This window comes from Gammaproteobacteria bacterium (assembly GCA_013151035.1).
Classification (GTDB): domain Bacteria; phylum Pseudomonadota; class Gammaproteobacteria; order JAADJB01; family JAADJB01; genus JAADJB01.
This window is the reverse complement of the sequence record JAADJB010000011.1, coordinates 1-24,877: the sequence shown is the minus strand read 5'-3', so window position 1 is coordinate 24,877 and position 24,877 is coordinate 1. Positions and strand designations below refer to the sequence as shown.

The following is a 24,877-nucleotide window of genomic DNA, read 5'->3' as shown; positions in this document are numbered from 1 at the left end:
CAGTATTAAGGGGATGTATCGATAGTGGTTATTCCAGTGATATTATCGGGTGGTTCAGGGACGCGATTATGGCCTCTTTCGCGTGCGCTACGTCCCAAGCAGTTGTTGCCACTGGTGTCGGATGTCACCATGATTCAGGATACAGTAAGTCGTTTAGGCGACAGGAAGGATATATTCGCTCCAATCATTGTTGCCAATGAAGAGCATCGCTTTATGATTGCTGAACAGATGCGGGCAATTGGTGTTAGGCCTGCGGCGATCATACTGGAACCTTGTGGACGTAATACTGCCCCTGCGGTAGCGATTGCTGCAATGAAGGCTCATCAGTTAGAGCAGGATGTGGTTATTCTGGTGTTACCTGCGGATCATGCCATCAAGGATGTTGATGCCTTTCATCAGGCCATTGCCTTGGCTTATCAGGCGGCTAATGAGGGTAAGTTGGTCACCTTTGGTGTAATCCCGAATGCACCAGAAACAGGTTATGGTTATATCAAGGCGGGTGCAGCGGTTGAGGTGGGCAATACATCGGTGTTGAAGGTCGATCGATTTGTGGAAAAACCGGATAAAATAACCGCAGAGGCCTGGCTGGATGAAGGAGGGTATTACTGGAATAGTGGGATGTTTATGTTCCGTGCCTCGGTATATCTTGATGAATTAGGCAGACTACAAAATGATATGTTGCTTGCTAGTACGGCGGCGTTTGAGCAGGCGCAAGAGGATATGGATTTTATTCGTCTGGATAAAGCGTCCTTTGAACAGTGTCCAGCTGATTCGATTGATTATGCGGTAATGGAACACACCGCTGATGCCGTGGTGATTCCTGTGGATATTGGCTGGAATGATATTGGTTCATGGTCGGCCTTATGGACGGTTGGTGAAGGCGATCAAAATGGCAATGTGATTATTGGCGATGCCTGTGCTGTTGATACGCATGGTTGTTATATACGTTCCGAGAGTCGTCTGGTGACTACGGTGGGTGTCGATGATCATATTATTGTTGAGACTGCGGATGCTGTTATGGTTGCGCATCGTGACAAGGCGCAGGAGGTAAAGGTAATTGTTGATCAGTTAAAACAGGCGGGGCGTAATGAGGCTGTTGTGCCGCATAAGGTCTATCGCCCCTGGGGTAGCTATCAATGCATTGATTGTGAGGAACGGTTTCAGGTTAAGCGTATTACGCTAAAGCCGGGTGCCAGTATATCCTTGCAGTTGCACCATCATCGTTCCGAGCACTGGGTTGTGGTGAAAGGAACTGCACAGGTAATCTGTGGTGAGAAAGAATTTGTTTTATCAGAGAATGAGTCCACCTATATCCCAGTGGGAGAGAAACATCGCCTGGAGAACAGGGGCAAGATACCGCTGGAGTTGATCGAGGTGCAGACGGGTAGTTATCTGGGTGAGGATGACATTATTCGCTTTGATGACGCTTATGGGCGTAAAGAAGGTTAGTGTGATGAAGATAATGGTGGCAGGTGGTGCAGGTTATATAGGTTCTCATACCTGTGTTGAGCTTTTGCAAAAAGGCTATGATGTGGTGGTGGTAGATAATCTATCCAATAGCTCTCTGCTTGCCCTGGATCGAGTTCAGAAAATAACAGAAAAAAACCTCGATTTTTATGAGATTGATATTCGTGACAGATTGGGTCTGGACAAGGTGTTTGCCGAGCATAAGATTGATGCGGTGATTCATTTTGCCGGGCTTAAGGCAGTGGGTGAATCGGTTGAAATGCCACTGGAGTATTACAATAACAATCTATATAGCACGATAGTCTTATGTCAGGCAATGCAGGCTGCCAATGTGAAGACGATATTATTTAGTTCCTCAGCAACCGTTTATGGTGATCCGCATGAGGTGCCAATTAAGGAGGATTTCCCCTTATCGGCAACCAATCCCTACGGACGTTCCAAGCTTATTGTTGAGGAGATCCTGGCTGATTTATATGTCTCTGATAATGAGTGGAAGGTTGGTTTGTTACGTTATTTTAATCCAGTGGGTGCGCATCCATCGGGCACGATAGGTGAAGATCCCAATGGTATTCCAAATAACCTGATGCCTTATATCAGCCAGGTCGCTGTGGGTAAGCTGAAACAATTACAGGTGTTTGGTGATGATTATTCCACCCATGATGGTACTGGGGTAAGAGATTATATTCATGTGGTCGATCTGGCGCGTGGACATATCGCCATGATTGAATATCAATTATCTGACAGGATGACGGGTGGTGTTTCCATTGTTAATCTGGGTACCGGCAGGGGCTATTCAGTGCTGGACATGATTGATGCCTACAAGCGTGCATCAAGGAAAGATATCCCGTTTGCTATGGTGGCAAGAAGGGCAGGTGATATTGCCGAGTGTTATGCTGATCCTGCGTATGCACTACAGTTGTTGGGTTGGAAGGCCGAGTTTGATCTTGATCAAATGTGTGAGGATTCGTGGCACTGGCAGAGCAAGAATCCGAATGGGTATCAGTAAATAATGAAAGTTGTAATGATAGGTTCGGGTTATGTGGGTCTGGTATCAGGCGCATGCTTTGCCGAGTTCGGTGCAGATGTCACCTGCGTGGATGTTGATAAAGACAAGATTGATCGATTAAATAAAGGTGAAATTCCCATTTATGAACCCGGTCTGGATGACCTGGTTGCCAAGGGTGTTGCCAGCCAGCGTTTGAAATTCACCACGGAATTTTCTGCGGCAGTAAAAGAAGCCGATTTGGTATTTATTGCGGTGGGTACACCAACACGTAGAGGTGATGGTCATGCCGACCTGGTTTATGTTTATGCAGCTGCGAAAGAGATAGCTGGAAATCTTGAAGGTTATACGGTTATTGTTGATAAGTCGACAGTGCCGGTAGGAACAGCAAGAGAAGTTAAACGTATTATAAAAGAGCAAAACCCGGATGCCGATTTTGATGTGGCATCGAATCCTGAATTTTTGAGGGAGGGTGCTGCAATCAGTGATTTTATGCGCCCTGATCGTGTTGTGTTAGGTCTGGAGAGCGAGCGAGCAGAGGCGTTATTGCGTGAATTATATCGCCCGCTTAATCTGATTGAGGCACCAATACTAGTGACTAACCTTGAAAGTGCCGAGTTAATTAAATATGCATCGAATGCCTTTTTGGCAACAAAGATATCGTTTATTAATGAGATGTCACAATTATGCGAACATGTGAATGCAGATGTTCATGCGGTGGCAAAAGGGATGGGACTGGATGGGCGTATTGGTAAAAAGTTTTTACATGCGGGGCCGGGTTATGGTGGTTCCTGTTTCCCTAAGGATACACTGGCATTAATCAGGATCGCGCAGGAACATGGCGCATCCAGTCGTATTGTGGAGGCTGTGGTTGAGGTTAATGCAGCACAAAAGGCGCGAATGATTAAAAAGATACGCGGTGCGCTAGGTGGTAGTGAGGCAGGCAAAAGGATTGCTGTATTGGGCTTAACCTTCAAACCTGAAACCGATGATATGAGGGACTCCCCTGCGCTGGCTATTCTTCCGGCCTTGGTGGATAAAGGCGCGGATATTCATGCGCATGACCCCCAGGGGCAGGAAGAGGCGCAGCATCTTTTGCCGGAGCAGGTGAGCTTTTACGAAGATAAGTATGAGGCCATAGAAAATGCGGACGCCATTGTTTTGATGACCGAGTGGAATGAGTACCGTGGGCTTGATCTTGAACGTGTAAATGAGCTGATGCAAGGAAATGTTTTTATTGATTTAAGAAATGTGTATGAAACCGATTTGATGAAGCAGTATGGTTTTGAATATACCTGTGTGGGTAGATGAGAATTTATTTAATATGACAGATACCAGAAAAAAACCGTCTATAGCCTATATCGTTTCAATGCGAGCAGGGCTGGAAGCCTTTATATATCGTGAGGTAGATGCGCTATATGATAAAGGTTATTCGATAACACTTTTTGCTACAAAATATGTACCGGGTGATATTTACTCGCCAAGAGATAATTGGCCATATTACGCTATATCAATAAAACGCCTTGTTGTGGAGTTGCCCTGGTTATTATTAAAGATGTGTATGCGACCAGGGCTTTTAATCGAGGCGATACGCGATGGCGGTCTGGTTGATCTGGTTTTTGCCACCAAGTTTGCCCCGGTAATGAAGCGGGATGGCATTAAACAGATACATTGTCATTTTGGAGACCATAAGTTTTTTATAGGCTATTACTGTAAACGATTAACGGGTTTGCCATTGTCGGTGACAATTCATGCGCATGAGTTTTATACCAATCCTAATGAGCTTTTATTTAAAAAGTCACTGGCTGCGGCAGATCGAATATTTCCGATAGCGCAGAAGTGGGTGGATTTACTTAAATCAAAATATTCTGTTCCAGGAGAAAATATTCGACTGAACAGATTATTTGTTGATGGTGATGAGAATAAGCCGGCGGATGAAGTGACGGTATTGGCGGTAGGTCGATTTACAGAAAGAAAAGGCTTTGTTTATTTGATGAAGGCCTTGCGGTTATTGCAGGACTTGAGGGTGAGAGCTATTTTCATTGGTTTTGGAGAGCTTGATCTGAATGAAATGGCAAAAGCTGAGGGTGTGAGCGATCAAGTGACTGTGTTCGGGAAAATGAATCAGGACCAGTTACGTTATTTTTACCAGAATTGTGACATTTTATGTGTTCCATCAATCACAACAGAGAATGAAGGGGCAGAAGGTATACCGGTTGTTCTTATGGAAGGAATGGCTTGTGGCATTCCCGTAATAGCAACACCTTGTGGTGCAATAGAGGAATTGGTCGATGAATATCTTGTTGATGAGCATTCTGTCGAAGGAATTGCTGAGTCAATAAGGTTGCTGGCTAATGATCAGGCACTGCGCAAAATACAAGGTGACAAGAATCGTCAGAAGGTTTTACAGGATTTCAGTATTGGTAATGTCGAGAAATTTGGCTGCTGGCTGGATGAGTTGTCTGATGAAAAGGCTGATTCGTGACAGCTACGGTTATTTTCGTTGCCAATGGATTTACCAGGGATAATGTTCGGTTACAGCCCTGGCGTTATATCTATGAACTGGCAAGGTATCAAGCGCTGAAAAACAAGGTTATCGTTGTCACGGAAGGTGCTTCAGATGTGTCTGTGGATTTATGGGATGAAGGATTCTCTGTTGTTGAGACGTGTTTTCTTGGTGTTAAGCAACAAGCGGCTCTGGGTGATTATATCCTGTCACTGAATCCCGATGAATTATGGTGGAGTACAACAACAAGGAGTATTGCATTCTATCCACTCCTGTCACGTATTCATTGTCGCAAGATAGCCTATATTACCTGCCCATTGTATAAGTGGGCAGAGTTGATCAGAGCATCTTTGTCCGGTGTGCCTTATGAACAATCAAGATCATTGTGGGGGCAAAGATTGGTGCCGTGGTTTTTGTTTCGCTGGTTTTTGAACTCCAGACTATTCGATGGAATTACTGTTCAGAGTAAAAATAATCAGGCGGTTCTTGAAAAAGGGGGCATCAGCAGTAGCAGAATTCATTTTCTTCCGGTGGGTATTGATGAAGAAGACATTAAGCCGGTGGATAATCTGACCCTGGAGGAAGTCGCTAATACATTGAAAAAAAAGGGAAAAGAAGTGATTTTTCTGTACCTTGGCGCACTCAGGCCAATTAGAGGCTTTGATTCACTAATCAAGGCATTTCCAAATGTGGTGAAGAATAATCCCAGGGCTCGTCTTGTTGTGTTGGCGCGAGGCGCATCTGATGAAAGGTGTGAGGTCTTACGGGAAGAGTTGGTTGCAAAAGGGCTGGGTGATTGTGTTTCAATTGTTGGTGGTTGGTTGAAGCGTGAGCAGGTCTGGTCTTATATTGAATTATCTGATCTGGTGGTTTTGCCTTTTGTGCTGGTTCCTTCTGATATACCTATCGCAGTGCTCGAGTCTCTGGCGCGTGGAAAACCTGTGGTTGTGTCCCCTGTCGACGGGCTTCCTGAATTAGCTATGGAACGAGGTATTGTTGTTGATCCTCTTGATACGCGAAAATTCTCTAACGAATTATTGCAATTATCAGAAGATCAGCAACGAATAGAGCGATATACTGAATCAGCAAGAGAATTTATCAATACTTATCCTCGTTGGAGTGATGTGGGTCGTATTATGGATGATATCTCTAGTCATTGTGAGCGGGGTAATCCATGAGTAAGCATTCCAGTGATATACCCAGGCTTATCTATGTTATGGGGATTGACGGTTCGGGCAAGTCAACGGTTACGGAGCATTTGGCAAGGCAGTTGGAAGAAAAGGGCTATGATGTTGATATTATTTGGCTTAGATACAATAACGTGATATCCAAGCCTTTGCTTGGGCTTTGTCGATTGCTAGGTTACACCCGATATGAGACCTGTGACGGGCATCGTATTGGTTATCACAACTTTTATAAATCGTCTATTATTTCGCATGCGTTTGTTTTTTTTCAGTATCTTGATGCACTTAGGGTAAAGTATACAAAGATTTTGCCGAAGTATGGGAAGTCTAACAAGGTTATTATCCTTGATCGCTATGTTTATGATATTTTGATTGATATAGCGGTTGATACGAGAAGAAAGAGTTTATTATCATCATGGTTTGGTAGGCAGTTTAAAAGATTGTTACCTGATGATAGCGTTAACATTCTGGTAAGAAGATCCTGGTCAGATATTATTGATGCCAGGCCTGAAGGGCATGTAGACAGGAATTTTGAATCAAGATTTAAACTTTTTGAAGAAATAAAAGATGATGAGGGGATCAATGCGATTGATAATTCCGGTACACTGGATGAATTGCTTGATTCTGCAAGCAGGATAGCAGGATTAAAAAATGAAAGCTAAACCACAAGGTAAACTGGAAGGTACGTTCCTGGGCACGATACTAAAGACAAGGATTGCTGTGATTGCGTCAAACTGGGTATTTCAGTGTATGCGATACATGAATATCTATGAGCTAAGCCTGAAGCTGTTGATAGATCTTGTGTTTGTAGTGATCATCATGAGCTTCTTTATGGAAGGCATACCTTTTGGTCTGGCGCTGTTGATATCACTGGTGATCGCACACACGATTAACTGGATAATCAATGGGCATATTTTTGTATTGATGCGTTATGTTGCCCCTGTGCCAAAAACGGAGCAGCATTTTGAGGATTTTATAGTGAAAATGAAAAGTGCCGCGATGACCTGGGATTCAATCGATGGTGTGGCTATTTATGGCAGTTATTGTCGGGGATCTTTGCATAAGTTCTCTGATCTGGATGTCAGGGTTCTTACGCATCCTGGTGTGATGAATGCAATATATGGTGCCTTGTTTTGTTTTTATCAAAGGTTGATTGCGTTTTTTGACATCTTTCCACTGGATATTTATTGTTGCGATAAAATGGAATTCCTTGATCAGTTGCGAGATGATGAAAATCCCTTTATTTTAATTGATCATTCAGGCCGTCTTACTGCTCGTTATAAAAATGCAGGAGATTGAGGCGTGTTTAATCAACGTTTCAATCGTGAGTTATGTGTTGCCTGTTCTGCCGGTGGGCACTTGTCAGAGGCATTGGCATCAATCAGTGAAGCCAGTGTGGATACCTGTATTATTACCAAGCAGGATGAGCATGTTGCCAGTCGGTTAAATGATTATGATGTGTATTATGTGAATGATCCGCATACCAGTTTATGGGGTTTTTTTGTTAATGCCTTGCGGTCATTGTTTATTTTTGCCCGGTTGCGTCCGCGAGTGGTCTTAAGTACCGGCTCAGGGATTGCGTTGGCTACCTGTATGCTGGGTAAATTATTTGGTTCCAGAGTAATTTATGTGGAATCAGGTGCGCGTGTGGTGGCACCATCAAAAACGGGTAAGTTTATGTATCGATATGCTGATGTGTTTTATGTGCAGTGGAAATCGATGTTGAAGTTTTACCCCAATGCAATCTATGTAGGTAGACTGATTTGATACTGGTGATGTTGGGAACCAATCCATACCCGTTTGTACGTTTGATGGATAGGGTGATTAAGTGGGTTGAAGAGACTGGTGAGCGGGTTGTTGTGCAGTCGGGTAATACACCTGTTACAAATGATAAGATAGAGGCGCATCCCTTTATGGATCACTCGAGAATTCTGAGCTTGATGCAGGAAGCAGATGTGGTTATTACACAGGGTGGTTTCGGGGGTCTACAGGATTGCATAAGAGTGGGCGCCAGGACAATTGCTGTTCCCCGTATGGTTGAGCTGGGTGAAAGTACCGATGACCAGATTGAGATTGTAAATGCATTGGCAGAGGAGAATCTTATTATACCGCTGTATGATGTTGAAGAACTGGCTGATGCGATAGAACTGGCAAAAAATATGAACATAGAGTCAACAACTAATTATGAATTACCTAGGCATATTGCAACTACAATTACTGGTTTTTTGAGAAAATAGAATATGAAGCTGAGCATAATCATCGTTGAATATCACTGCATGGATGAGGTGGACGATTGCGTTAAAAGCATTGATAAATATATGCAGGATGTAGAAAAAGAATGCCTTATTATCTCTAATTCAGAATATTCAGATGATGAGGTCGGGGTATTTCAGAAGCAGCTACCCAGCACAAAAATTATTAATACACAGGGTAATGAGGGCTATTCGACCGGTGTTAATACGGGTATCGAATATGCCAGTGGTGAATATGTTTATGTGATTAATCCTGATGGCCTGGTGACGGATTCAAATGTTACAAAGATGATGGAAGAAATGGATAAAGAGCCTGATTGGGTTTTGTCTGGCCCCCAGGTTGTTGATGAGAATTTTGTTGTTCAGCCTTCTTGTCGAAGGTTTCCACGTTTATGGACCTTCCTGTTGGTAAGAAGTGGGTTGTCAGTGCTGCCGGGAGCAGATAAGGAAAGGGCGCGCTATTTGATGGAAGATTTTGATCGCAAGACAAGAAAGGATGTTGACTGGATCACCGGCGGTGCGATGCTGGTTAAGGCGTCGGCATTAAGGACAGTTGGTGGCATGGATGAGCGTTTCTTTATGTATATGGAAGATGTTGACTGGTGTCATATGTGTTGGGATAAGGGCTACAAGGTTAAGTATGAGCCGTGTTCCGTTGTTATTCATCCATCAAAACATCGCAGCATAAAAGGCAGTATTATTGATAAGATGATGTCACACCATGTTCGGATGCATTTTATCAGTTTGATGCGTTATTTCATGAAATGGGGTATCAAGTAATATTGTTATGCGTATTATTATAATCACCCAGGATGAGCCATTTTATCTTGCCGAGAATCTGGATTATTTTTTTTCGATGTTGCCGGATTATGCCGAGGTTGTCGGGTGTGTGGTTGCATCTGCTTCACCCTTTGGGAAAAAAGAGAGCTTTGTTGACAAGGCATTGAAGACAGCCCGTATCTTTGGTATTGGTTTTTTTATTCATTATGCCTTGCGTTTTATAAAGGCAAAGTTTGATTCGTCAAAAAAAGTTCATTCAGTTCTTGAAAAATATAATGTGCCTGCCATTCTTATAGAAGGTAGTATCAATAGCGAGGAATCTCTGGATAGATTGAGAGCACTTGCCCCGGATCTTCTGATATCGGTTCTGGGTAATCAGATATTTAAAATGCCATTAATTGAGTTAGCGCCTAAGGGCTGTTTGAATCTGCATACCGCCCTGTTACCAAAATACAGAGGTTTAATGCCCTCTTTCTGGGTATTGAAAAACCAGGAAAAGGAGACGGGTGTATCTGTATTCTTTGTGGATAAAGGGGTTGATTCAGGGCCTATCCTGGTACAAAAAAGGATAGAGATAGGGTCAATGACACAGGAACAGTTGATACAATTCTCAAAAAAACTGGGGATGGAGGCAATTGTTGAGGCTGTTGATAAAATCAATAATGATGATGTAGAGACAATGGAAAATAATGCCAATGATATGACCTATTTCAGTTTTCCAACGCATGAGGATGTTCGTGAATTCAGGAAAAATGGGGCAAGGTTTTATTAATGAATATCCTTACCTTTGATATCGAGGAATGGTTTCATATCCTGGACAATGATTCTACCAAAACAGAATCTGAGTGGTCAAATTATGAGAGAAGACTTGATGCTAATATGGATCGAATCTTTTCTGTTCTTGAACAAAGACAACTAACAGCAACCTTTTTTTGTCTGGGATGGGTGGCGCGTGAATATCCACATGTGATCAAAAATATAGTCAAGGCAGGTCATGAAGTAGCAACGCATTCTGATCAGCATCAACTGGCTTATATGCAAACACCTGCGGAATTCAGGGAAGACCTGAAGCGATCAATACATTCATTGGAAGAGTTGACCAGTGAAAAGATCAGATCATATCGGGCGCCTGGATTTTCTATTAAAAAGGAAAATAAATGGGCATTTGATGCCTTGATTGAAGAAGGTATAGAGCTTGATTGTTCTGTTTTTCCAGCGGCGAGGGCACATGGTGGTTTTGCTGAGTTTGGGCAGCAGACACCATCGCTTATAAAAATGGATTCCGGTACATTGAAGGCGTTCCCGATTAATACCAAAGAAATCCTGGGCAGACATATTATTTTTTCCGGTGGAGGGTATTTTCGCTTGATACCTTATCCCTTGATACGTGCGTTTGCACAAAGTAGCCAGTATATAATGACCTATTTTCACCCAAGAGACTTCGATGCAGATCAGCCTGTTATCAGGGAATTATCCAGATTCAGAAAATTCAAGAGTTATTATGGTTTGAAAGGAGCGCAGCACAAGCTGGAGCGATTGCTGGATGATTTTGACTTTATAAGTCTGGCTAAAGCAGATCAACTGATAGACTGGAATGATGTGCCTGTTATTGATTTATAGTCTTGCAGGATTAATATTTTTTATTGCGTACCAAATTATTAATGGAAATAACTATGCTGAAATTAGATGAAATAAAGATTGCGATTATTGGCCTGGGTTATGTGGGTTTGCCACTAGCAGTTGAGTTTGGTAGTAAGGTTTCTGTGTTGGGTTTTGATATCAATCAGGCCAGAGTTACTGAGTTACAGTCCGGTGTGGATGCAACACTTGAAGTGGATGCTGAGGAACTGGCTGGTGCAGATAAGTTGACATACAGTTGTAATGTTAATGATCTAAAGGCTTGTAATGTCTATATTGTTACGGTGCCTACCCCGATAGACAAGAATAAAAATCCTGATCTAAGTCCGTTGATTAATGCCAGTGTAATGTTGGGCGGGGTTATATCAAGAGATGATATTGTGATCTATGAGTCAACAGTTTATCCGGGTGCAACTGAAGAGGTTTGTGTGCCCCTTATAGAGGAAAAATCAGGTCTTGTTTTTAATAAGGACTTCTTTGCCGGTTATAGCCCCGAACGTATTAATCCGGGAGATAAGGAACATCGTGTTTCAACGATATTGAAGGTAACGTCTGGCTCAACACCGGAGGTTGCGGATCTTGTTGATGCGTTGTATCAGTTAGTGATTACCGCAGGAACACATAAGGCAAGCTCGATCAGAGTGGCAGAGGCGGCGAAGGTTATAGAAAATACACAGCGTGATATTAATATTGCACTGATTAATGAGCTGGCACTTATTTTTAACCGTTTGGGTATTGATACCGAAGAGGTTTTAAAGGCAGCAGGTACCAAGTGGAACTTTTTACCCTTTAGACCGGGCCTGGTTGGTGGTCATTGCATTGGTGTCGATCCGTATTATCTCACTTACAAGGCTCAGGAGATTGGTTATAACCCTGAGATTATATTAGCCGGTCGTAGACTGAATGATCAGATGGGTTCTTATGTGGTGTCGCAGGTTGTTAAGTTAATGCTTAACAAACGTATACATATAAAGGGTTCAAGGATATTAATGATGGGCCTTACCTTTAAGGAGAACTGTCCTGATCTCAGGAATACGCGTGTTATTGATATGATCGAAGAGCTGGATAATTATGGTGTTAATGTTGATGTTTATGATCCCTGGGTTGATCCGGCAGAGGCAAAGGCTGAATACGGGATTTTACCGGTAGATAAGCTTGAGTCCGGTCAATATGATGCGGTAATCCTTGCTGTTGGACATAAGGAATTTGTTGAAATGGGCGCAGAAGCCATTCGAGCCCTTGGTAAGAAAGATCATGTACTATACGATATAAAATATATTCTATCGACCGAAGAAACCGATGGACGATTATAAGGAATAATAATGTCAAAATATGAAGAGATTCTTGATGTTCTCAGAGCCAACCCAAAGAAATGGGTGGTGACAGGTGTGGCGGGTTTTATCGGTTCTAATCTATTCTAATCTACTGGAAACCTTGTTGAAGAATAATCAGCGAGTGACGGGTCTGGATAATTTTTCAACCGGGCATCAGCATAACCTGGATCAGGTTAAAGCGCTGGTGGGTGATGAGCAATGGAAAAACTTCACCTTTATTAAGGGTGATATGCGGGATCTGGATACCTGTAAAAAGGTATGTGATAGTGCTGATTATGTATTACATGAGGCGGCATTAGGTTCTGTGCCTCGCTCGCTGGAAGATCCCATAACGACTAATGAGAATAATATCTCCGGTTTTTTGAATATGCTGGTGGCAGCACGTGATGCGGAGGTGTCGCGTTTTGTTTATGCCGCATCGAGTTCAACCTATGGTGATCACCCTGATTTGCCGAAAGTGGAAGATAAGATAGGTAATCCATTATCACCTTATGCGGTAACCAAGGTTGTTAATGAACTGTATGCCGATGTCTTTTCCAGAACCTACGGATTCAAATCAATCGGTTTAAGGTATTTTAATATCTTTGGTCAGCGACAAGATCCTAATGGTGCCTATGCGGCGGTGATACCCAAGTGGGTTGATGCCATGATTGAAAATGAATCTGTGTATATTAATGGTGACGGGGAAACCAGCCGTGATTTTTGTTATATCGATAATGTCATGCAGGCCAATATTTTATCGGCAACGGCGGATCATGAGGATGCTGCAAATCAGGTCTATAATGTTGCGGTAGGTGATCGAACGACTCTGAATGATCTTTACGAATCAATTCGTAGTGGCTTATTAGAACAGTTCCCGCATTTAAAGGATGCTAAGCCGGTGTACCGTGATTTTAGAGCCGGTGATGTTCGGCACTCCCTGGCAGATATTTCAAAGGCGAAGAATCTTCTGGGTTATAGCCCGTCATACCGAATTAATGAAGGAATGGCTATTGCACTGAAATGGTATGTTAAGGATATAACATCTCAAGGGTAGTATGCTGGAGGTAGGTAATGAATAAGCAGCCAGTTATTATTCTGGGGATGGGACGGTCTGGAACATCCATGTTGAGCAGGCTTCTGGAGTCCCTTGGTCTTTTTGTAGGAAAGGATAAGCGCGGGGGCAATAATGAGTCCTGGTTTTTCTATCGCCTGAATGACTGGATGTTGAGGTGTGCAAATGCCACCTGGGATAACCCCCATAATTTCAATTTTATTGATGATCAGTTTCGAGAGGATTTTTCACGCGTAGCTGAATCGCATATGAGAGGGATTGGCCGGGTTAATTACCTTGGTTGGAAGAATGCCCTTAAATATCGTGATATAAAAGATATTGATTTCCCATGGGGCTGGAAGGATCCGAGAAACACCTTCACTATTGATGTCTGGAAAGAGATATTTCCTGAGTGTAAGGTGGTTCATATTTATCGCCATCCACTGGATTCTGCCGAGAGTGCCCGTTATGGAAAAGAATCAAACAAGGTGAAAAAGAAAAGGAACTGGCGCTGGGGTGTTAGAGAGGCGCTACTTCTCAGAGTGGGTTACCAGCTCTCGGCAAGAACCGGCAACATTCATGAGGCAATCAAGCTTTGGGAAGAATATCTGGTTAAGGCGCTCTCGTGGACGGATGTCTTTGGCGATAATATTCATCATGTCCGATATGAGAGTCTATTAGAAGATCCTATGCCAGTGATGCAGGAGCTGCTTCAATTTATAGATATGCCAGCAGCGGAAGCAGAGATTAGCAGGGTTATTCAGGATATTAATCCGGACAGGAAATATGCCTTTTTAAGAAATCCGGAGTTGGTGAATATTTATGAGAAAATGCGCCACAGCGAGTTAATGCAGCAATTGGGTTACTCAGATATCAGTATATAAGGATGCTAATGGTATTATGTTTGGGGCTATAAAAAGAAGATTGTTAAGGCTTATTAAAGGAGGGGTTAATCAGAAAGTCGTAAGTCTTACCTTAGGTGAATCTGTGAACCTTGATCCATCTCTTGAAATTCATGCGGGAATAGTAAGCGTGGGTGATTTTACTTACATAAGTGGTAATGGTCGTATATCGAGTCTTCCTCAGACAAAAATAACCATTGGAAAATTTACATCTATCGCTTCCGGAGTACAAATCATAGGGGCACTTCATAAAAGTCATATAACGACTTATTCTTTGGCAAGAGTGTTGTTAGATAAGTCTGAATTAAACCCAGGGCATGGTATTACGCGTGGTGATATTAGTATTGGTAATGATGTGTGGATTGGAATTAATGTCATTATTTTGTCAGGGGTAAATATTGGTAATGGCGCAATCATTGGTGCTGGTGCAGTTGTGACGAAAGATATACCGCCTTATGCTATAGCTGCTGGTGTTCCTGCTAAGGTAAAAAAGATGCGTTTTTCAGATAAAGAAATAGAGCGTTTGTTATGTGCTCGTTGGTGGGATTGGAGCTTGGTTAAAATACGAAAAAACATTAATAACTTTTATGATGAGGCTGTATCTGTTGATTCATTTTTAGATCAATCTGAAGAGAATATTGATTAGAGGTTATATTAAATAATGCCATCATTAATTGAAAAAACAAGAAGAAGCACATTATTTGTAGTACCTTCACAGATTGTTATAAAAGTCGTTGGGCTTCTTTATGTCATTCTTGTGGCGCGTTTTCTGAGTGTTGAAGATTACGGTGTATATAATTTTTTTATTGGTACGATTATTGTCTTTAGTTTTTTTTGTAACCTAGGTCTAGGTTCGTCATTACAACGATTTATCCCTGAATATTCTCAACAGAAACAAAGTGGGCGGATTTTAAAAACGATTATCTTTTCGCATGTGTTTAGAGCGGTGTTATCAATTATTACCTTTATTGTTGCCGCTATATGGTTTGATAACTGGTCAGAATCCTTTAATATGCAGGATCAATATGATCAATTTATTATCTTTGCCGTAGGAGCTTTTTTTTTATATCAGATTGAGTTTGCGCAGATCGAATTGAATTCACTCTTTATGCATGCTTCATCATCACTGGTGCAGGCATTCTATGCGATCTTAAAGCTTGTTTTAGCCTATACTGTTTTTGAATTAGGGTTTGAGTTGTCGGGGCTATTTATGGCTGAGGCGGCGAGTTATCTTGCTGGCACACTATTGTTTTCTTATATCCTCGTGACCAGGGTTTATGCTAAATATTCAAAAGAACAAAATGATAAAGAAAAAAATATTGAGTATAAGCGGATTGGGCGTTACTCGGGTATTAATGCGTTAGCAATACCAGGAGGTATTTTATATAGCCATTCCATGGATTATTTTGTTGTGGCGGCTTTGGCAAACCCCTATCAATTAGGTCTGTATGCACTGGCTTCCAGGGCGGCTAGGATGCTCTTGTCTATTCTTCCTCAGAATATAATGCAAGGTATAATACGCCCTGCTTTTTATCATCGCTATTATGCAGCTAAAGATAAAAATGCTGAGCTGGAACGATTGTTTCAGTCTTTAATTAAGCTTAATGCAGCTTTTTTGTTTCCTGCATTATTATTGGTGGGTATTGTTGGTGAGCCATTAATTGCTATGCTTTTTGGTGATAAGTTCATTGAATCAACGAATATTTTTCTTATGTTTCTGGTGTTTAATTTTTTTGTTGTGCTTGAGGTTCCAAGTGATCTTGTTTTGCAGGCAATAGAAAAGGTTGAGGTGCGATTATATGCGCAGATTTTTGCAGTTTATAATATAGTAGCCGCTATTTTTCTTATGCGGCATTACGGGGTGATAGGTGTTGCCTTCGCAACCGGAACGGCGCTGATGTTTAAATGCCTGTTTTTTTATTATATGGCTAATCGCTATACAGGTATTTCTTTATGTTGGGGTGCACTGATGAAAATTATTGTCAATGTGCTTGTGTCAGGTGTTGCAACCTATATGTTCATGGCATTGGGTGATTCAACAGTATACTTTGTTGGGGCGTTGCTAATAGGTCTGCTGACCTATGGTTTAATGACGTTCATTAATAATTTTATGGATGATTATGAGAAAGGGCTTGTGAATAAGCTCTGTAAGCGGAGGCTGTTCAATGTGTAAGAGGAATAATAAATGACGGGTTCAGGATTAATTCAGGATCAGGCGCTTGTAGATCGTACCCTGGTGTGGCTTGAAGGCCTGCGTTGTAAGGATGTTGAATTTGGTCGATTCAAAATGAGCGCCTCTGCAGATGACACTATCTTTACCTCATGTTTTGCGGCCTATATTTATGACATGCTAGGTGGTTTCGATACGCTGTCAGATGTACATCGTAAGGAATGGCTGGATTATATCCTTTCTTATCAGGATGAAGAGACCGGTTTGTTTCTTGATCAGGCGATGGATGGGCGAAATCTTCATAGTGGGCATGATTTGCGTTATGTTAGTTGGCAGTTAACCACATTTTGTTTGAGTGCAGTAAGGGCATTAGGTGGCGAGCTTCGGTACCCACTCCGTTTTCTTGAGACAGAGGGTTACAGAACGGCTGATGGTATCCGCCAATTGCTGGAAAGTATTAACTGGAAGAACCCCTGGGGTGCCGGCAATCTGGCAATGTTTATCGGTATTATGCTGATTTGGGATGCGGAAAGTCGTGGGGAGGGTATGACGGCTCCGGCGGTTAAGGCGTTTTTTGACTGGCATGATAACTATCAGAATCCAAAAACGGGTTTTTGGGGAGAGGGTAAGATAACGGAATATCATAATGGTTTGTTTGGTGCCTATCATCAATATCTGCTGTATTTTTATGCGGGGAGAGATCTGTCACATAAAGAAAAGATTATGGATCGCACCCTTAGCTTTCAGAATATTGATGGCATGTTCGCACCGCAAATGGGTGGGGGTGGCTGTGAGGATATTGATGCCATTGATACCCTGGTGCAGCTTTATCTCCAAACGGGGTACAGGGAATCGGATGTAAAGTCTTGCCTTGGTCGTGCCTACAAAGCAATTACTCAACTGGAATCACCAAAAGGTGGCTTTATCTGGGGTGTCCGTAAACATTATGGTCCCTTGATGTATCTGAGAAACTTGTTTTCATTCTGGCGACAACCGGATCTTTATCAGTGGGTATTTGTCAATCGTCGCTTTATTCGGGAACAGTTAAAGGCGCTCGAGCCCAGGCATCCCCAGGGCTGGCAGGCATTACCTACGCCCATTGATGAAAGTGATCTGTTTTCAACCTGGTTTCGTCTTCTGGCAATCGCCTATTGTTCCATGGTTATTGAGACACCCCACAGTAAAATTGGCTGGCATTTTCTTGATGCACCGGGGTTGGGCTGGTTTAAAAAACCGGGTTGATTGAGTTAGTGTTATTCAATTAATTGTTATGTATACTCGGAGGATAGAGGTAATAACTAAATTAATATGAAGGTTATCGGGGTTTATGACGATAGCTATGGACGTTAGTATAAAAACTGAAGAATGATGAGGGTTTTCAAATTATGATACAGGTGTTCAAGCCATTTTTTGGTGAAGAAGAAGTGGATGCGGTCAGAGAGGTTCTGGAATCGGGTTGGGCAGGTCTTGGCCCTAAAACAGCACAGTTTGAGAAAGAATTCTCCGAGTATATCGGGGTTGATTACACCATTGGGGTCAATTCAGCGACCTCTGCCCTGGATCTTGCACTGAAATTGCTGGAAGTAGGCCATGGTGATGAGGTTCTTGTCCCTACCATGACCTTCGTATCAACCGGGCATGTGGTTGCCTATAACCTTGCAACCCCCATCTTTGTTGATTGTGATCCAGAAACCATGTGTATTGATCTGGAGGATGTTGCTCGCAAGATTACCCGTCGTACCAAGGCGATTATTCCGGTTCATTATGGTGGCCGCCCTGTGGATATTGATGCACTGCGTGAGGTAGTGGGCGATATACCAATTATTGAAGATGCCGCTCATGCCTGTGGTAGCGTCTACAAGAATAAAAAGGTGGGTAGTCTGGCTGATATCGGTTGCTTTAGTTTTCAGGCGGTCAAGAACCTTGCTATGGGTGATGGTGGTGCGCTGACATTGAATTCGCCAGAATTAGCTGACAGGGCTAAACGACTGCGATGGTTAGGTATTGATAAGGGTACCTGGGACAGAACGGCAACCGACACCTCTTATTGGTGGGAATATCAGGTTGATGAGGTTGGCCTTAAATGTCACCTGAATGATATTGCCGCTGCCATAGGTATCGTTCAACTGCATAAGCTTGATAGCATGAATGCACGACGTAATGAGGTCGCTGCGCGTTATACTGCCGCCTTTGCTGCCTGTGAGTCGATCAAGACACCGCCACCCATACCGGATGATTGGTATTCTTCGGGGCATATCTATTGTATCCGTGTGCCTGATCGTAACAAGTTGAGTGTTTATTTGCAGGATAATGGCGTTGCAACAGGTGTGCACTATAAGCCTATTCATACCTATAAATGTTATGGCAACAGGCCAGTGTTACCCAATGCTGAGGCTGTCTTTGAGCAGATATTAAGTCTTCCGATGTATCCGAGTCTAACGGATGATGAGGTGGATACTGTGATTAATACAGTGCTGGGTTTTTATAAATAAAGGTCTGTTTATGATTGTCGGTGATAGGGTTAGTCTGCGAGCCATCGAAATGGATGATCTTGGCTTGTTGGTTAAATGGCGGAATGATCCCCATGTTGCGGAGCATTTTTATGAGAAAGAACCACTCTCTCTTGAAATGCAAAAGCGATGGTTTGATGGTTTTCTCTCCCGTGGCAGTAAAGAGAAATACTTTATTATAGAAGATAATAAGGATGGCAGACCGGTAGGAACTATCAGTGTCTACAGTATTGACTGGCGCAGTCGACATGCGGAGTTTGGTCGTTTCTTTTTAGCTGACGAGTCGACGCGAGGTAAGGGCTATGGCAAGGAGGCCCTTGGGTTATTGCTTGATTTTTGTTTTGGGCAGTTAAATCTGAATAAGATCTATGGTGATACCCAGTTTGATAATAAGGCCGCTATTGGATTATATGAGTCAATGGGTTTTGTCAGGGAAGGTATGAAACGATCCCATGTTTTTCGCAAGGGCGAGTATATTGATATTGTTGCCTTGTCGATCCTGACATCGGAGTGGCGGGTTAAAAATCGCACATAATAATTTATAATTATGAATATTGTCTGCATCTATCCTTATCTGACGATTGAATACAATTCGATTGCTCAGGCGCCATTATATGTATCAGAACAAGGCCATAATGTATTAATCATTACATCGCGCAATGTTAAGGGGTTAAAAGGGAGTTTTAGTTCACCGCATGATGAACAGCATGGCAGTATGCGTTTTCTCAGGGCGTATGATACAAGCACGGAGCTTAGGGAAACACCGGAGGTTGCATGGAAAGAAGTGGAAGAGAACCTCGTCAACTTCAAGCCTGATCTGATTTATTGTTCAGGTGAATTCAATATCAAGCTATCACGTATGATAAAAGACAGATTCGATATTCCAATGGTGCTTCTTGTGGAGTATTTATCGTCATATAAACTTAATCTCCCCTATATCAAGATGCGCTATTATTGGCATAAACTGAGGCTTGACGGTCTGTTAGATATTGTGCGGCATTTCTACCTGAAAAAGTTATTTGTTGGTGTTGATGCATTAATGGTGGTCTATCATGGTGATATCAGACTATTCAGGAAATTTGAGCGTGCTGATCTTTCTATCCATTATGCACCGTGGTGTAACCATGTTGACCTGATTGATAACGATCAGTTACAGGATAAGGATAGAGGTATTGGTATTCACATGGGTGGGCTTGAAAAATTCAAGAATGCCCAGGAATTACTGGTGGCAATCCCTGCTATTCTGGAAAACACACCCACTGAAAAATTTATTGTAGTTGGCCCAGGTTACTACGCAAAAAATATTCGTGAGATGGCTGAGCAATCAGATGGGAAGATTGAATATATAGAATCACTTCCCAGAGCAGAGGCACTACAGTTATTATCGAAGGCATATTATGCCTATACGCCTGCAATAGATGCAGGCGCGGGTTTTATTGGTGATTCGTGGGCGACACATACCCCTCTGGTTGCAACACACTCTGTTGGGGGGTTGTTGCGCAGAGATGAAGATGCGTTAGTGGCCGATAATGTGAGCGGTTTATGCGAGGAAATTACTCGTTTATACTCGGATCAAGCACTTTATCAAGCACTTCAGGATAAAGGCTTTCTGCGTTATAAAAATGATCACTCAAGAGATGCAACAGGGCAGCATTATATTAATATATTTCAATCTGTATTAGCCGGGGAATAATAAGTGAAATTACATTGGATCATTCCATTAACGGTTGATGCTACCTTTCAATTTACCAGCAAGAATGAAATGGCGCGGTCGTTCAGAAGCTGTGGTCATGACATAACAACAACGGTTGCCTATGTTAATGATAAGACGGTAATGGATGGTTTTACTCACGTTGACTATGTTCATGTGCCAGCTGGATCGCTGTTTAGCAAGATTCGTCTGCACTGGAAGATGCTGGAATCCACCTGGAAAATGAATGCGGATGTCGTTATGTTCGGTTTTCAGTCGGCGCATTTGATACCTCTGGCATGGTTGTTTCGCTGTGGCAGGAATCGGCCAAAACTGGTTATGGATATTCGCACGGTACCTGTTGATGTCAGGAAAGGCATTAAAGGCAAGCTGGATCTGTGGCGATACCGGTTTTCATTGTATATGGCAAACTGGTTTTGTGATGGTGTGACAGTAATCACCCCAATGCTGGGTGATACTGTACGCCCTTATCTAAAACGCCTGAAAAACAAGATGGGGGTATGGACCTCGGGTGTTCATCTGGAACATTTTGAGCGTGCAGGAAAGGATCGTCGGCAAGAGCTGGGGATAGAGGGTAAGCAGGTTCTGTTATATCACGGCGTCCTGTCACCTAATCGGGGGCTGCAAAATGCATTGCGTGCCTTTGATTCATTAAAAGAAAAATTCCCGGATCTGTTTTTTTTATTTGTTGGCGATGGCGATGGGCGTATTGAGCTGGAGCAGTTGGCAAAGGATCTGGGCTTGAATGATCGTGTCATCTTTACCGGGAAGGTGCCTTATGTGCAGGTCTCTGAATATATCCGTAGCGCCAATATGGCGATTCTTCCCTTTCCTGATATTACCTGGTGGGCAGTCAGTAGTCCCATCAAGTTAATGGAATATCTGGCTACAGGTATATCGATTATTGCAACCAATATTGATGCACATCGGTGGGTTGTTGAGAAAACAGGCGGTGCAATCCTTGCCGTCGATGATCAGCCAGCATCCTTGGCGAAAAGTATTGAGGCAGTATTGGTCGAGGGCGTTGAGGCAGCCGCCCCGGAGAAACTGGAAGCCACCATTAGCTGGAACAAGCAGGCAAAAGAGTTGTTGAGATTCGTAGAAGGCCTATGAAATATATTATTTACGCCATATTTTTTCTTATGGCCTTTACCAATACAGCACTCTTTGGTCATATCTATCTGGTTGAGATACCAACAGTTATTGGTCTGTTTATGTTGTTGTCACACCGAGATAACAAGGCACTTGTCTTTAACATGCTGGATCGACTAGTGATTATCTATGCAATATTCAGTTTTCTCTCGGTTGTGGTAGGGCTGGATTCTCTTTATGAGTCGGCGCGTTATTATCGTCTGGTTGTCGTTACCCCGGTGTTGATTTATATGGTCATTCGCTTTGGTGCATCATCCATACAACAACTGCAAAAAGCCGTATTCCTTATTATTCCGGGTACCTTTTATCAGGGGTTGTTATTGGTACAGTATTATGTCGTGCACGGCGAGCGACCTGTGGGTGTTGAAGGTACGATTAGTGTTATTACACTTAGCGTATTAATAGCCTTCTCATTGTTTATTATGTTGTTTAATTTCCCTAAAAAACTCAAGCTAATGATGAATATGTTGCGTTATAGCATCATAGCAATGCTTTTTATTATGCTGGTGATCAGTGGGGCACGAGCGGGAATGTTGGGCTTTGTTATGATGGTGGTGGCTATTTATATTGGCTGGCAGCGTAAGTCACGCAGGGTCTGGATTGGGCGCCTCATGCTGTCGGCAATATCGGTCTTGTTGATACTGATTATCTCGGGTTCCATCCTGTTTAAGGATGTTAAGGTGGAGGATGCCCATGACAGGGGGGTATCGGTTGATCGTCTATTCGATATCGATATGTATCTATGGGATATTCGTGGTCGAGTGGCATTTTGGGGGAGGATTGCTAATCAGGCACTAGAGCATCCATTGCTGGGTAGCGGGGCAGCCAGCCATGATATTGGTAAAACAGGTGGTACAGAATTTTCTTTAGGTTCTGCCCATAATATCCTGGTAAGTACACTACGCACCTCGGGGGTGCTTGGGCTAGCTATATTGCTTGCGTTAATTGGAGCTTTTTACCGAGTATTCAAGGTGATTGATAATGACAGGTTGACACCCTGTGTTCTGGGGAAGTCGGTATTAGGGGCAGCCAGTGTGCTGTTAATGGTGGCGATTACTAATGATTTTAGTGGTGGCAGGGTCTTTATATGGTTTTTATTGTTGGCAATGGCAGCAAGGATTCTGAATGAGTTGCCGCGTATGGCGATGACCGGGGTAGAACAAGTTAATGATAAGAATATTGCCAACAAGTTACTTGTAAAGCGCTCAACGAGCGTAGTACATTTGAGGACATGAATATGCGATACATTATTTATTACCGATTGTTTGCACTCTTGGGTATCTTGATGCTGTTACAGCCTGTTTATGCGGGTGAGCCCCTGCTATCAGACAAGGTGATGTACTTCCCGGCAGGCACACATCGGCTTGCCGAGATTAAATCGGATGTCGATTTCTTATCTATTCGAGGGGATGGTTCGGGTATTACCATATTGGAGATCCCGGGTGGTATTACCCTGACAGGTAAGGATCCACGTCTGTCCGGTTTTACCCTAAAGGGTTATAAGAATCGGAAAACCGGCATCACCTTGAAGAATAATTATCGGGCATTGATACAAGATGTTGAGATACAAGGCTATGAGCTGGGGTTGTTATCACTCTGTGATTATGGCAGTCGACAATGGATGCATACCTATCGTGATCTGTATGTCTATGAGGGGCCTGATGGTAGCATGCAAAGCTATAATCCTGCGATACGTGGTGTTGAGCTACGCTATGTGGGTGACAATAAAGGGGGGTGGAAACCAGATGGTGGCTTCTCCAATACACACACCTTTTTTGGTGGCAGAATTGCCGTGCCTGGTACGCCCTTGTTAATTGATGGGCCGGCTATTACCTCCTTGTTTGGTACCTATATTGATATGTCAGATGCGCCGCTTCGTATGACAGCCAGGAGTGCGGGTTTACAATTGTTTGGTGTACATCTTGACAGGAACAGGCGTGCCAGGCTAAAGGGGATGCCCTCGATAGTATTGGAAAAGCCTAAGCATAATAAACTGACTATCTTTGGTGAGCACACGGGGTTGATCAGGTATGATTTAATTGTTGATGCTAATAATAATCCGGTGAACACCAAATATATACACCTTGAGCCTAGGTAGGTTTTCTAAATATTGAATGTCTGAAATGGGTGCTTATAAATATGTGATGTGTACCCCAAATAATGGACATAGTAATTTGTTATATTTAGAGAAAAGGAGTGGTTACTATGAACGAACGGTATACAGAAGAATTTAGACAAGAAGCAGTAAGATTGGCAATTACAGGAAATATAAGCAAGGCAGATGTGGCCAGGGATCTGGGGTCAAGTGTATTACTCTACATACCTGGGTCAGGAAGTATCGAACAGAAATAGTGTCATCAGAACCCATTAAGCTCAATTTAGAGGATCAAAATAAAAAGCTCAGAAAAGAAAATGCCCGCTTGAAGGAGGAGCAGGATATTCTAAAAAAGTTCGCCATGTTTTGTGCGAAACAAGACAAATAAAGTATGAGTTTATCAGGGATCAAAGGGAGTACAAAGTGTACTATATTATGTCGTGTATTAGAAGTTTCCTGCAGTTGTTAGGGAAGATCAGGGATAGCTTTAAAAACAGCAATAAAACCTACGGAGTACGCCGTATAACGGATGATTTGCATGATCAGGGTTTAAAGTAGCGAATCACAAACGGGTAGCCCGTATAAAGCGGGAGAATGGTATCTATCCCAAGCAATACAAGTCATTTGTGGTTACTACTAATTCGGATCATAACAAACCTGTTGCTCGTAATTTTCTACGTCGGAATTTTTGTGTAGAAGAACCCAATCAGGTGTGGGTGACTGATTTGACCTATATTCAGACGCAAGCAGGCTGGTTGTATCTAGTCGTTTTCATTGATCTGTTTTCTCGTCATATTGTGGGGTGGTCGATGGGCAATAATATGGAAAGCTCCCTTATGATCAGGGCTCTTGAAATGGGGATAAGGAATCGGGTACCGCGCCCGATATAGTGCACTCAGATCGTGGCTGTCAGTACTGCTCAAAGGACTTTCGGTCGTTTCTTAGACGTTAGCAGTATGAGTCGTAAAGGCGATTGCTGGGACAATGCGGTTGCAGAAAGTTTCTTTGGTACTTTAAAAACAGAATGCATTTATCCTGAAGAATTAATGGTAAGCGCAAAATAAACCCCACTCTATACACCTGAAATAATTTTCTGCACTCTGTGGTTTTACAATCAGAGGAATAGAACATGTCCGATTC

25 protein-coding genes and 1 pseudogene are annotated in these 24,877 nt (G+C 42.7%); all 26 read left to right on the top strand.

Annotated features, from left to right (window positions below; genetic code table 11):
- Window positions 1-21 precede the first annotated feature (21 nt).
- The 26 genes and pseudogenes from GXP22_02420 to GXP22_02295 all read left to right on the top strand — a co-directional run bounded on the left by GXP22_02420 (window position 22) and on the right by GXP22_02295 (window position 24,801).
- Window positions 22-1,449: a mannose-1-phosphate guanylyltransferase/mannose-6-phosphate isomerase gene (locus GXP22_02420; GenBank protein ID NOX08341.1), complete on the top strand. Its 1,428-nt coding sequence runs from the start codon at window positions 22-24 to the stop codon at window positions 1,447-1,449.
- Between the two features lie 4 nt (window positions 1,450-1,453).
- Complete coding sequence (gene galE / locus GXP22_02415) at window positions 1,454-2,473, top strand: UDP-glucose 4-epimerase GalE (protein ID NOX08340.1); 1,020 nt, start codon at window positions 1,454-1,456, stop codon at window positions 2,471-2,473.
- 3 nt (window positions 2,474-2,476) lie between these two features.
- Complete coding sequence (locus GXP22_02410) at window positions 2,477-3,781, top strand: UDP-glucose/GDP-mannose dehydrogenase family protein (GenBank protein ID NOX08339.1); 1,305 nt, start codon at window positions 2,477-2,479, stop codon at window positions 3,779-3,781.
- Window positions 3,782-3,794: 13 nt separating this feature from the next.
- Window positions 3,795-4,955, top strand: a complete 1,161-nt coding sequence (locus GXP22_02405) for a glycosyltransferase family 4 protein (GenBank protein ID NOX08338.1) — start codon at window positions 3,795-3,797, stop codon at window positions 4,953-4,955.
- Window positions 4,952-6,154: a glycosyltransferase family 4 protein gene (locus tag GXP22_02400; GenBank protein NOX08337.1), complete on the top strand. Its 1,203-nt coding sequence runs from the start codon at window positions 4,952-4,954 to the stop codon at window positions 6,152-6,154. The genes GXP22_02405 and GXP22_02400 overlap by 4 nt, the downstream gene beginning before the upstream one ends.
- Window positions 6,151-6,822, top strand: a complete 672-nt coding sequence (locus GXP22_02395; protein NOX08336.1) for a hypothetical protein — start codon at window positions 6,151-6,153, stop codon at window positions 6,820-6,822. The genes GXP22_02400 and GXP22_02395 overlap by 4 nt, the downstream gene beginning before the upstream one ends.
- Window positions 6,812-7,459 carry a hypothetical protein gene (locus tag GXP22_02390; GenBank protein ID NOX08335.1) on the top strand — a complete coding sequence of 216 codons (648 nt, stop codon included), beginning with the start codon at window positions 6,812-6,814 and terminating at the stop codon, window positions 7,457-7,459. Before GXP22_02395 ends, GXP22_02390 begins: the two co-directional genes overlap by 11 nt.
- Before the next feature lie 3 nt (window positions 7,460-7,462).
- Window positions 7,463-7,927: an oligosaccharide biosynthesis protein Alg14 gene (locus tag GXP22_02385; GenBank protein NOX08334.1), complete on the top strand. Its 465-nt coding sequence runs from the start codon at window positions 7,463-7,465 to the stop codon at window positions 7,925-7,927.
- Window positions 7,924-8,397, top strand: a complete 474-nt coding sequence (locus GXP22_02380; GenBank protein NOX08333.1) for a hypothetical protein — start codon at window positions 7,924-7,926, stop codon at window positions 8,395-8,397. The genes GXP22_02385 and GXP22_02380 overlap by 4 nt, the downstream gene beginning before the upstream one ends.
- 3 nt (window positions 8,398-8,400) lie before the next feature.
- Complete coding sequence (locus GXP22_02375) at window positions 8,401-9,192, top strand: glycosyltransferase family 2 protein (protein ID NOX08332.1); 792 nt, start codon at window positions 8,401-8,403, stop codon at window positions 9,190-9,192.
- A gap of 7 nt (window positions 9,193-9,199) precedes the next feature.
- Window positions 9,200-9,964, top strand: coding sequence for a formyl transferase (locus GXP22_02370; protein NOX08331.1), 765 nt, complete (start codon window positions 9,200-9,202; stop codon window positions 9,962-9,964).
- A complete protein-coding gene (locus GXP22_02365; protein NOX08330.1) occupies window positions 9,964-10,812 on the top strand; it encodes a DUF3473 domain-containing protein in 849 nt (282 codons plus the stop codon). Before GXP22_02370 ends, GXP22_02365 begins: the two co-directional genes overlap by 1 nt.
- Window positions 10,813-10,868: 56 nt before the next feature.
- Window positions 10,869-12,143: a Vi polysaccharide biosynthesis UDP-N-acetylglucosamine C-6 dehydrogenase TviB gene (gene tviB / locus GXP22_02360; protein NOX08329.1), complete on the top strand. Its 1,275-nt coding sequence runs from the start codon at window positions 10,869-10,871 to the stop codon at window positions 12,141-12,143.
- A gap of 9 nt (window positions 12,144-12,152) precedes the next feature.
- A pseudogene (gene tviC / locus GXP22_02355) lies at window positions 12,153-13,200 on the top strand (Vi polysaccharide biosynthesis UDP-N-acetylglucosaminuronic acid C-4 epimerase TviC).
- A gap of 17 nt (window positions 13,201-13,217) precedes the next feature.
- A complete protein-coding gene (locus tag GXP22_02350; GenBank protein NOX08328.1) occupies window positions 13,218-14,081 on the top strand; it encodes a sulfotransferase in 864 nt (287 codons plus the stop codon).
- A gap of 16 nt (window positions 14,082-14,097) precedes the next feature.
- Window positions 14,098-14,745 (top strand): CatB-related O-acetyltransferase, encoded by a 648-nt coding sequence (locus GXP22_02345; protein NOX08327.1) that lies wholly within the window; start codon window positions 14,098-14,100, stop codon window positions 14,743-14,745.
- 15 nt (window positions 14,746-14,760) lie between these two features.
- On the top strand, window positions 14,761-16,272 hold the full coding sequence (locus GXP22_02340; protein ID NOX08326.1) for an oligosaccharide flippase family protein: 1,512 nt from the start codon (window positions 14,761-14,763) through the stop codon (window positions 16,270-16,272).
- A 12-nt stretch (window positions 16,273-16,284) separates the two neighbouring features.
- A complete protein-coding gene (locus GXP22_02335) occupies window positions 16,285-17,511 on the top strand; it encodes a hypothetical protein (protein NOX08325.1) in 1,227 nt (408 codons plus the stop codon).
- Between the two features lie 143 nt (window positions 17,512-17,654).
- Window positions 17,655-18,761, top strand: a complete 1,107-nt coding sequence (locus GXP22_02330; GenBank protein ID NOX08324.1) for a DegT/DnrJ/EryC1/StrS family aminotransferase — start codon at window positions 17,655-17,657, stop codon at window positions 18,759-18,761.
- 10 nt (window positions 18,762-18,771) lie between these two features.
- The gene (locus tag GXP22_02325) at window positions 18,772-19,314 is read left to right on the top strand and encodes a GNAT family N-acetyltransferase (protein NOX08323.1); all 543 of its coding nucleotides are present in this window, start codon (window positions 18,772-18,774) and stop codon (window positions 19,312-19,314) included.
- Between the two features lie 12 nt (window positions 19,315-19,326).
- On the top strand, window positions 19,327-20,472 hold the full coding sequence (locus tag GXP22_02320; GenBank protein ID NOX08322.1) for a glycosyltransferase family 4 protein: 1,146 nt from the start codon (window positions 19,327-19,329) through the stop codon (window positions 20,470-20,472).
- 3 nt (window positions 20,473-20,475) lie between these two features.
- A complete protein-coding gene (locus GXP22_02315) occupies window positions 20,476-21,603 on the top strand; it encodes a glycosyltransferase family 4 protein (GenBank protein NOX08321.1) in 1,128 nt (375 codons plus the stop codon).
- A complete protein-coding gene (locus tag GXP22_02310; protein NOX08320.1) occupies window positions 21,600-22,877 on the top strand; it encodes an O-antigen ligase family protein in 1,278 nt (425 codons plus the stop codon). The genes GXP22_02315 and GXP22_02310 overlap by 4 nt, the downstream gene beginning before the upstream one ends.
- A 2-nt stretch (window positions 22,878-22,879) precedes the next feature.
- Window positions 22,880-23,740, top strand: a complete 861-nt coding sequence (locus GXP22_02305) for a hypothetical protein (protein NOX08319.1) — start codon at window positions 22,880-22,882, stop codon at window positions 23,738-23,740.
- A gap of 623 nt (window positions 23,741-24,363) precedes the next feature.
- Window positions 24,364-24,627, top strand: a complete 264-nt coding sequence (locus tag GXP22_02300; protein ID NOX08318.1) for a DDE-type integrase/transposase/recombinase — start codon at window positions 24,364-24,366, stop codon at window positions 24,625-24,627.
- 66 nt (window positions 24,628-24,693) lie between these two features.
- On the top strand, window positions 24,694-24,801 hold the full coding sequence (locus GXP22_02295) for a transposase (GenBank protein NOX08317.1): 108 nt from the start codon (window positions 24,694-24,696) through the stop codon (window positions 24,799-24,801).
- Window positions 24,802-24,877 lie beyond the last annotated feature (76 nt).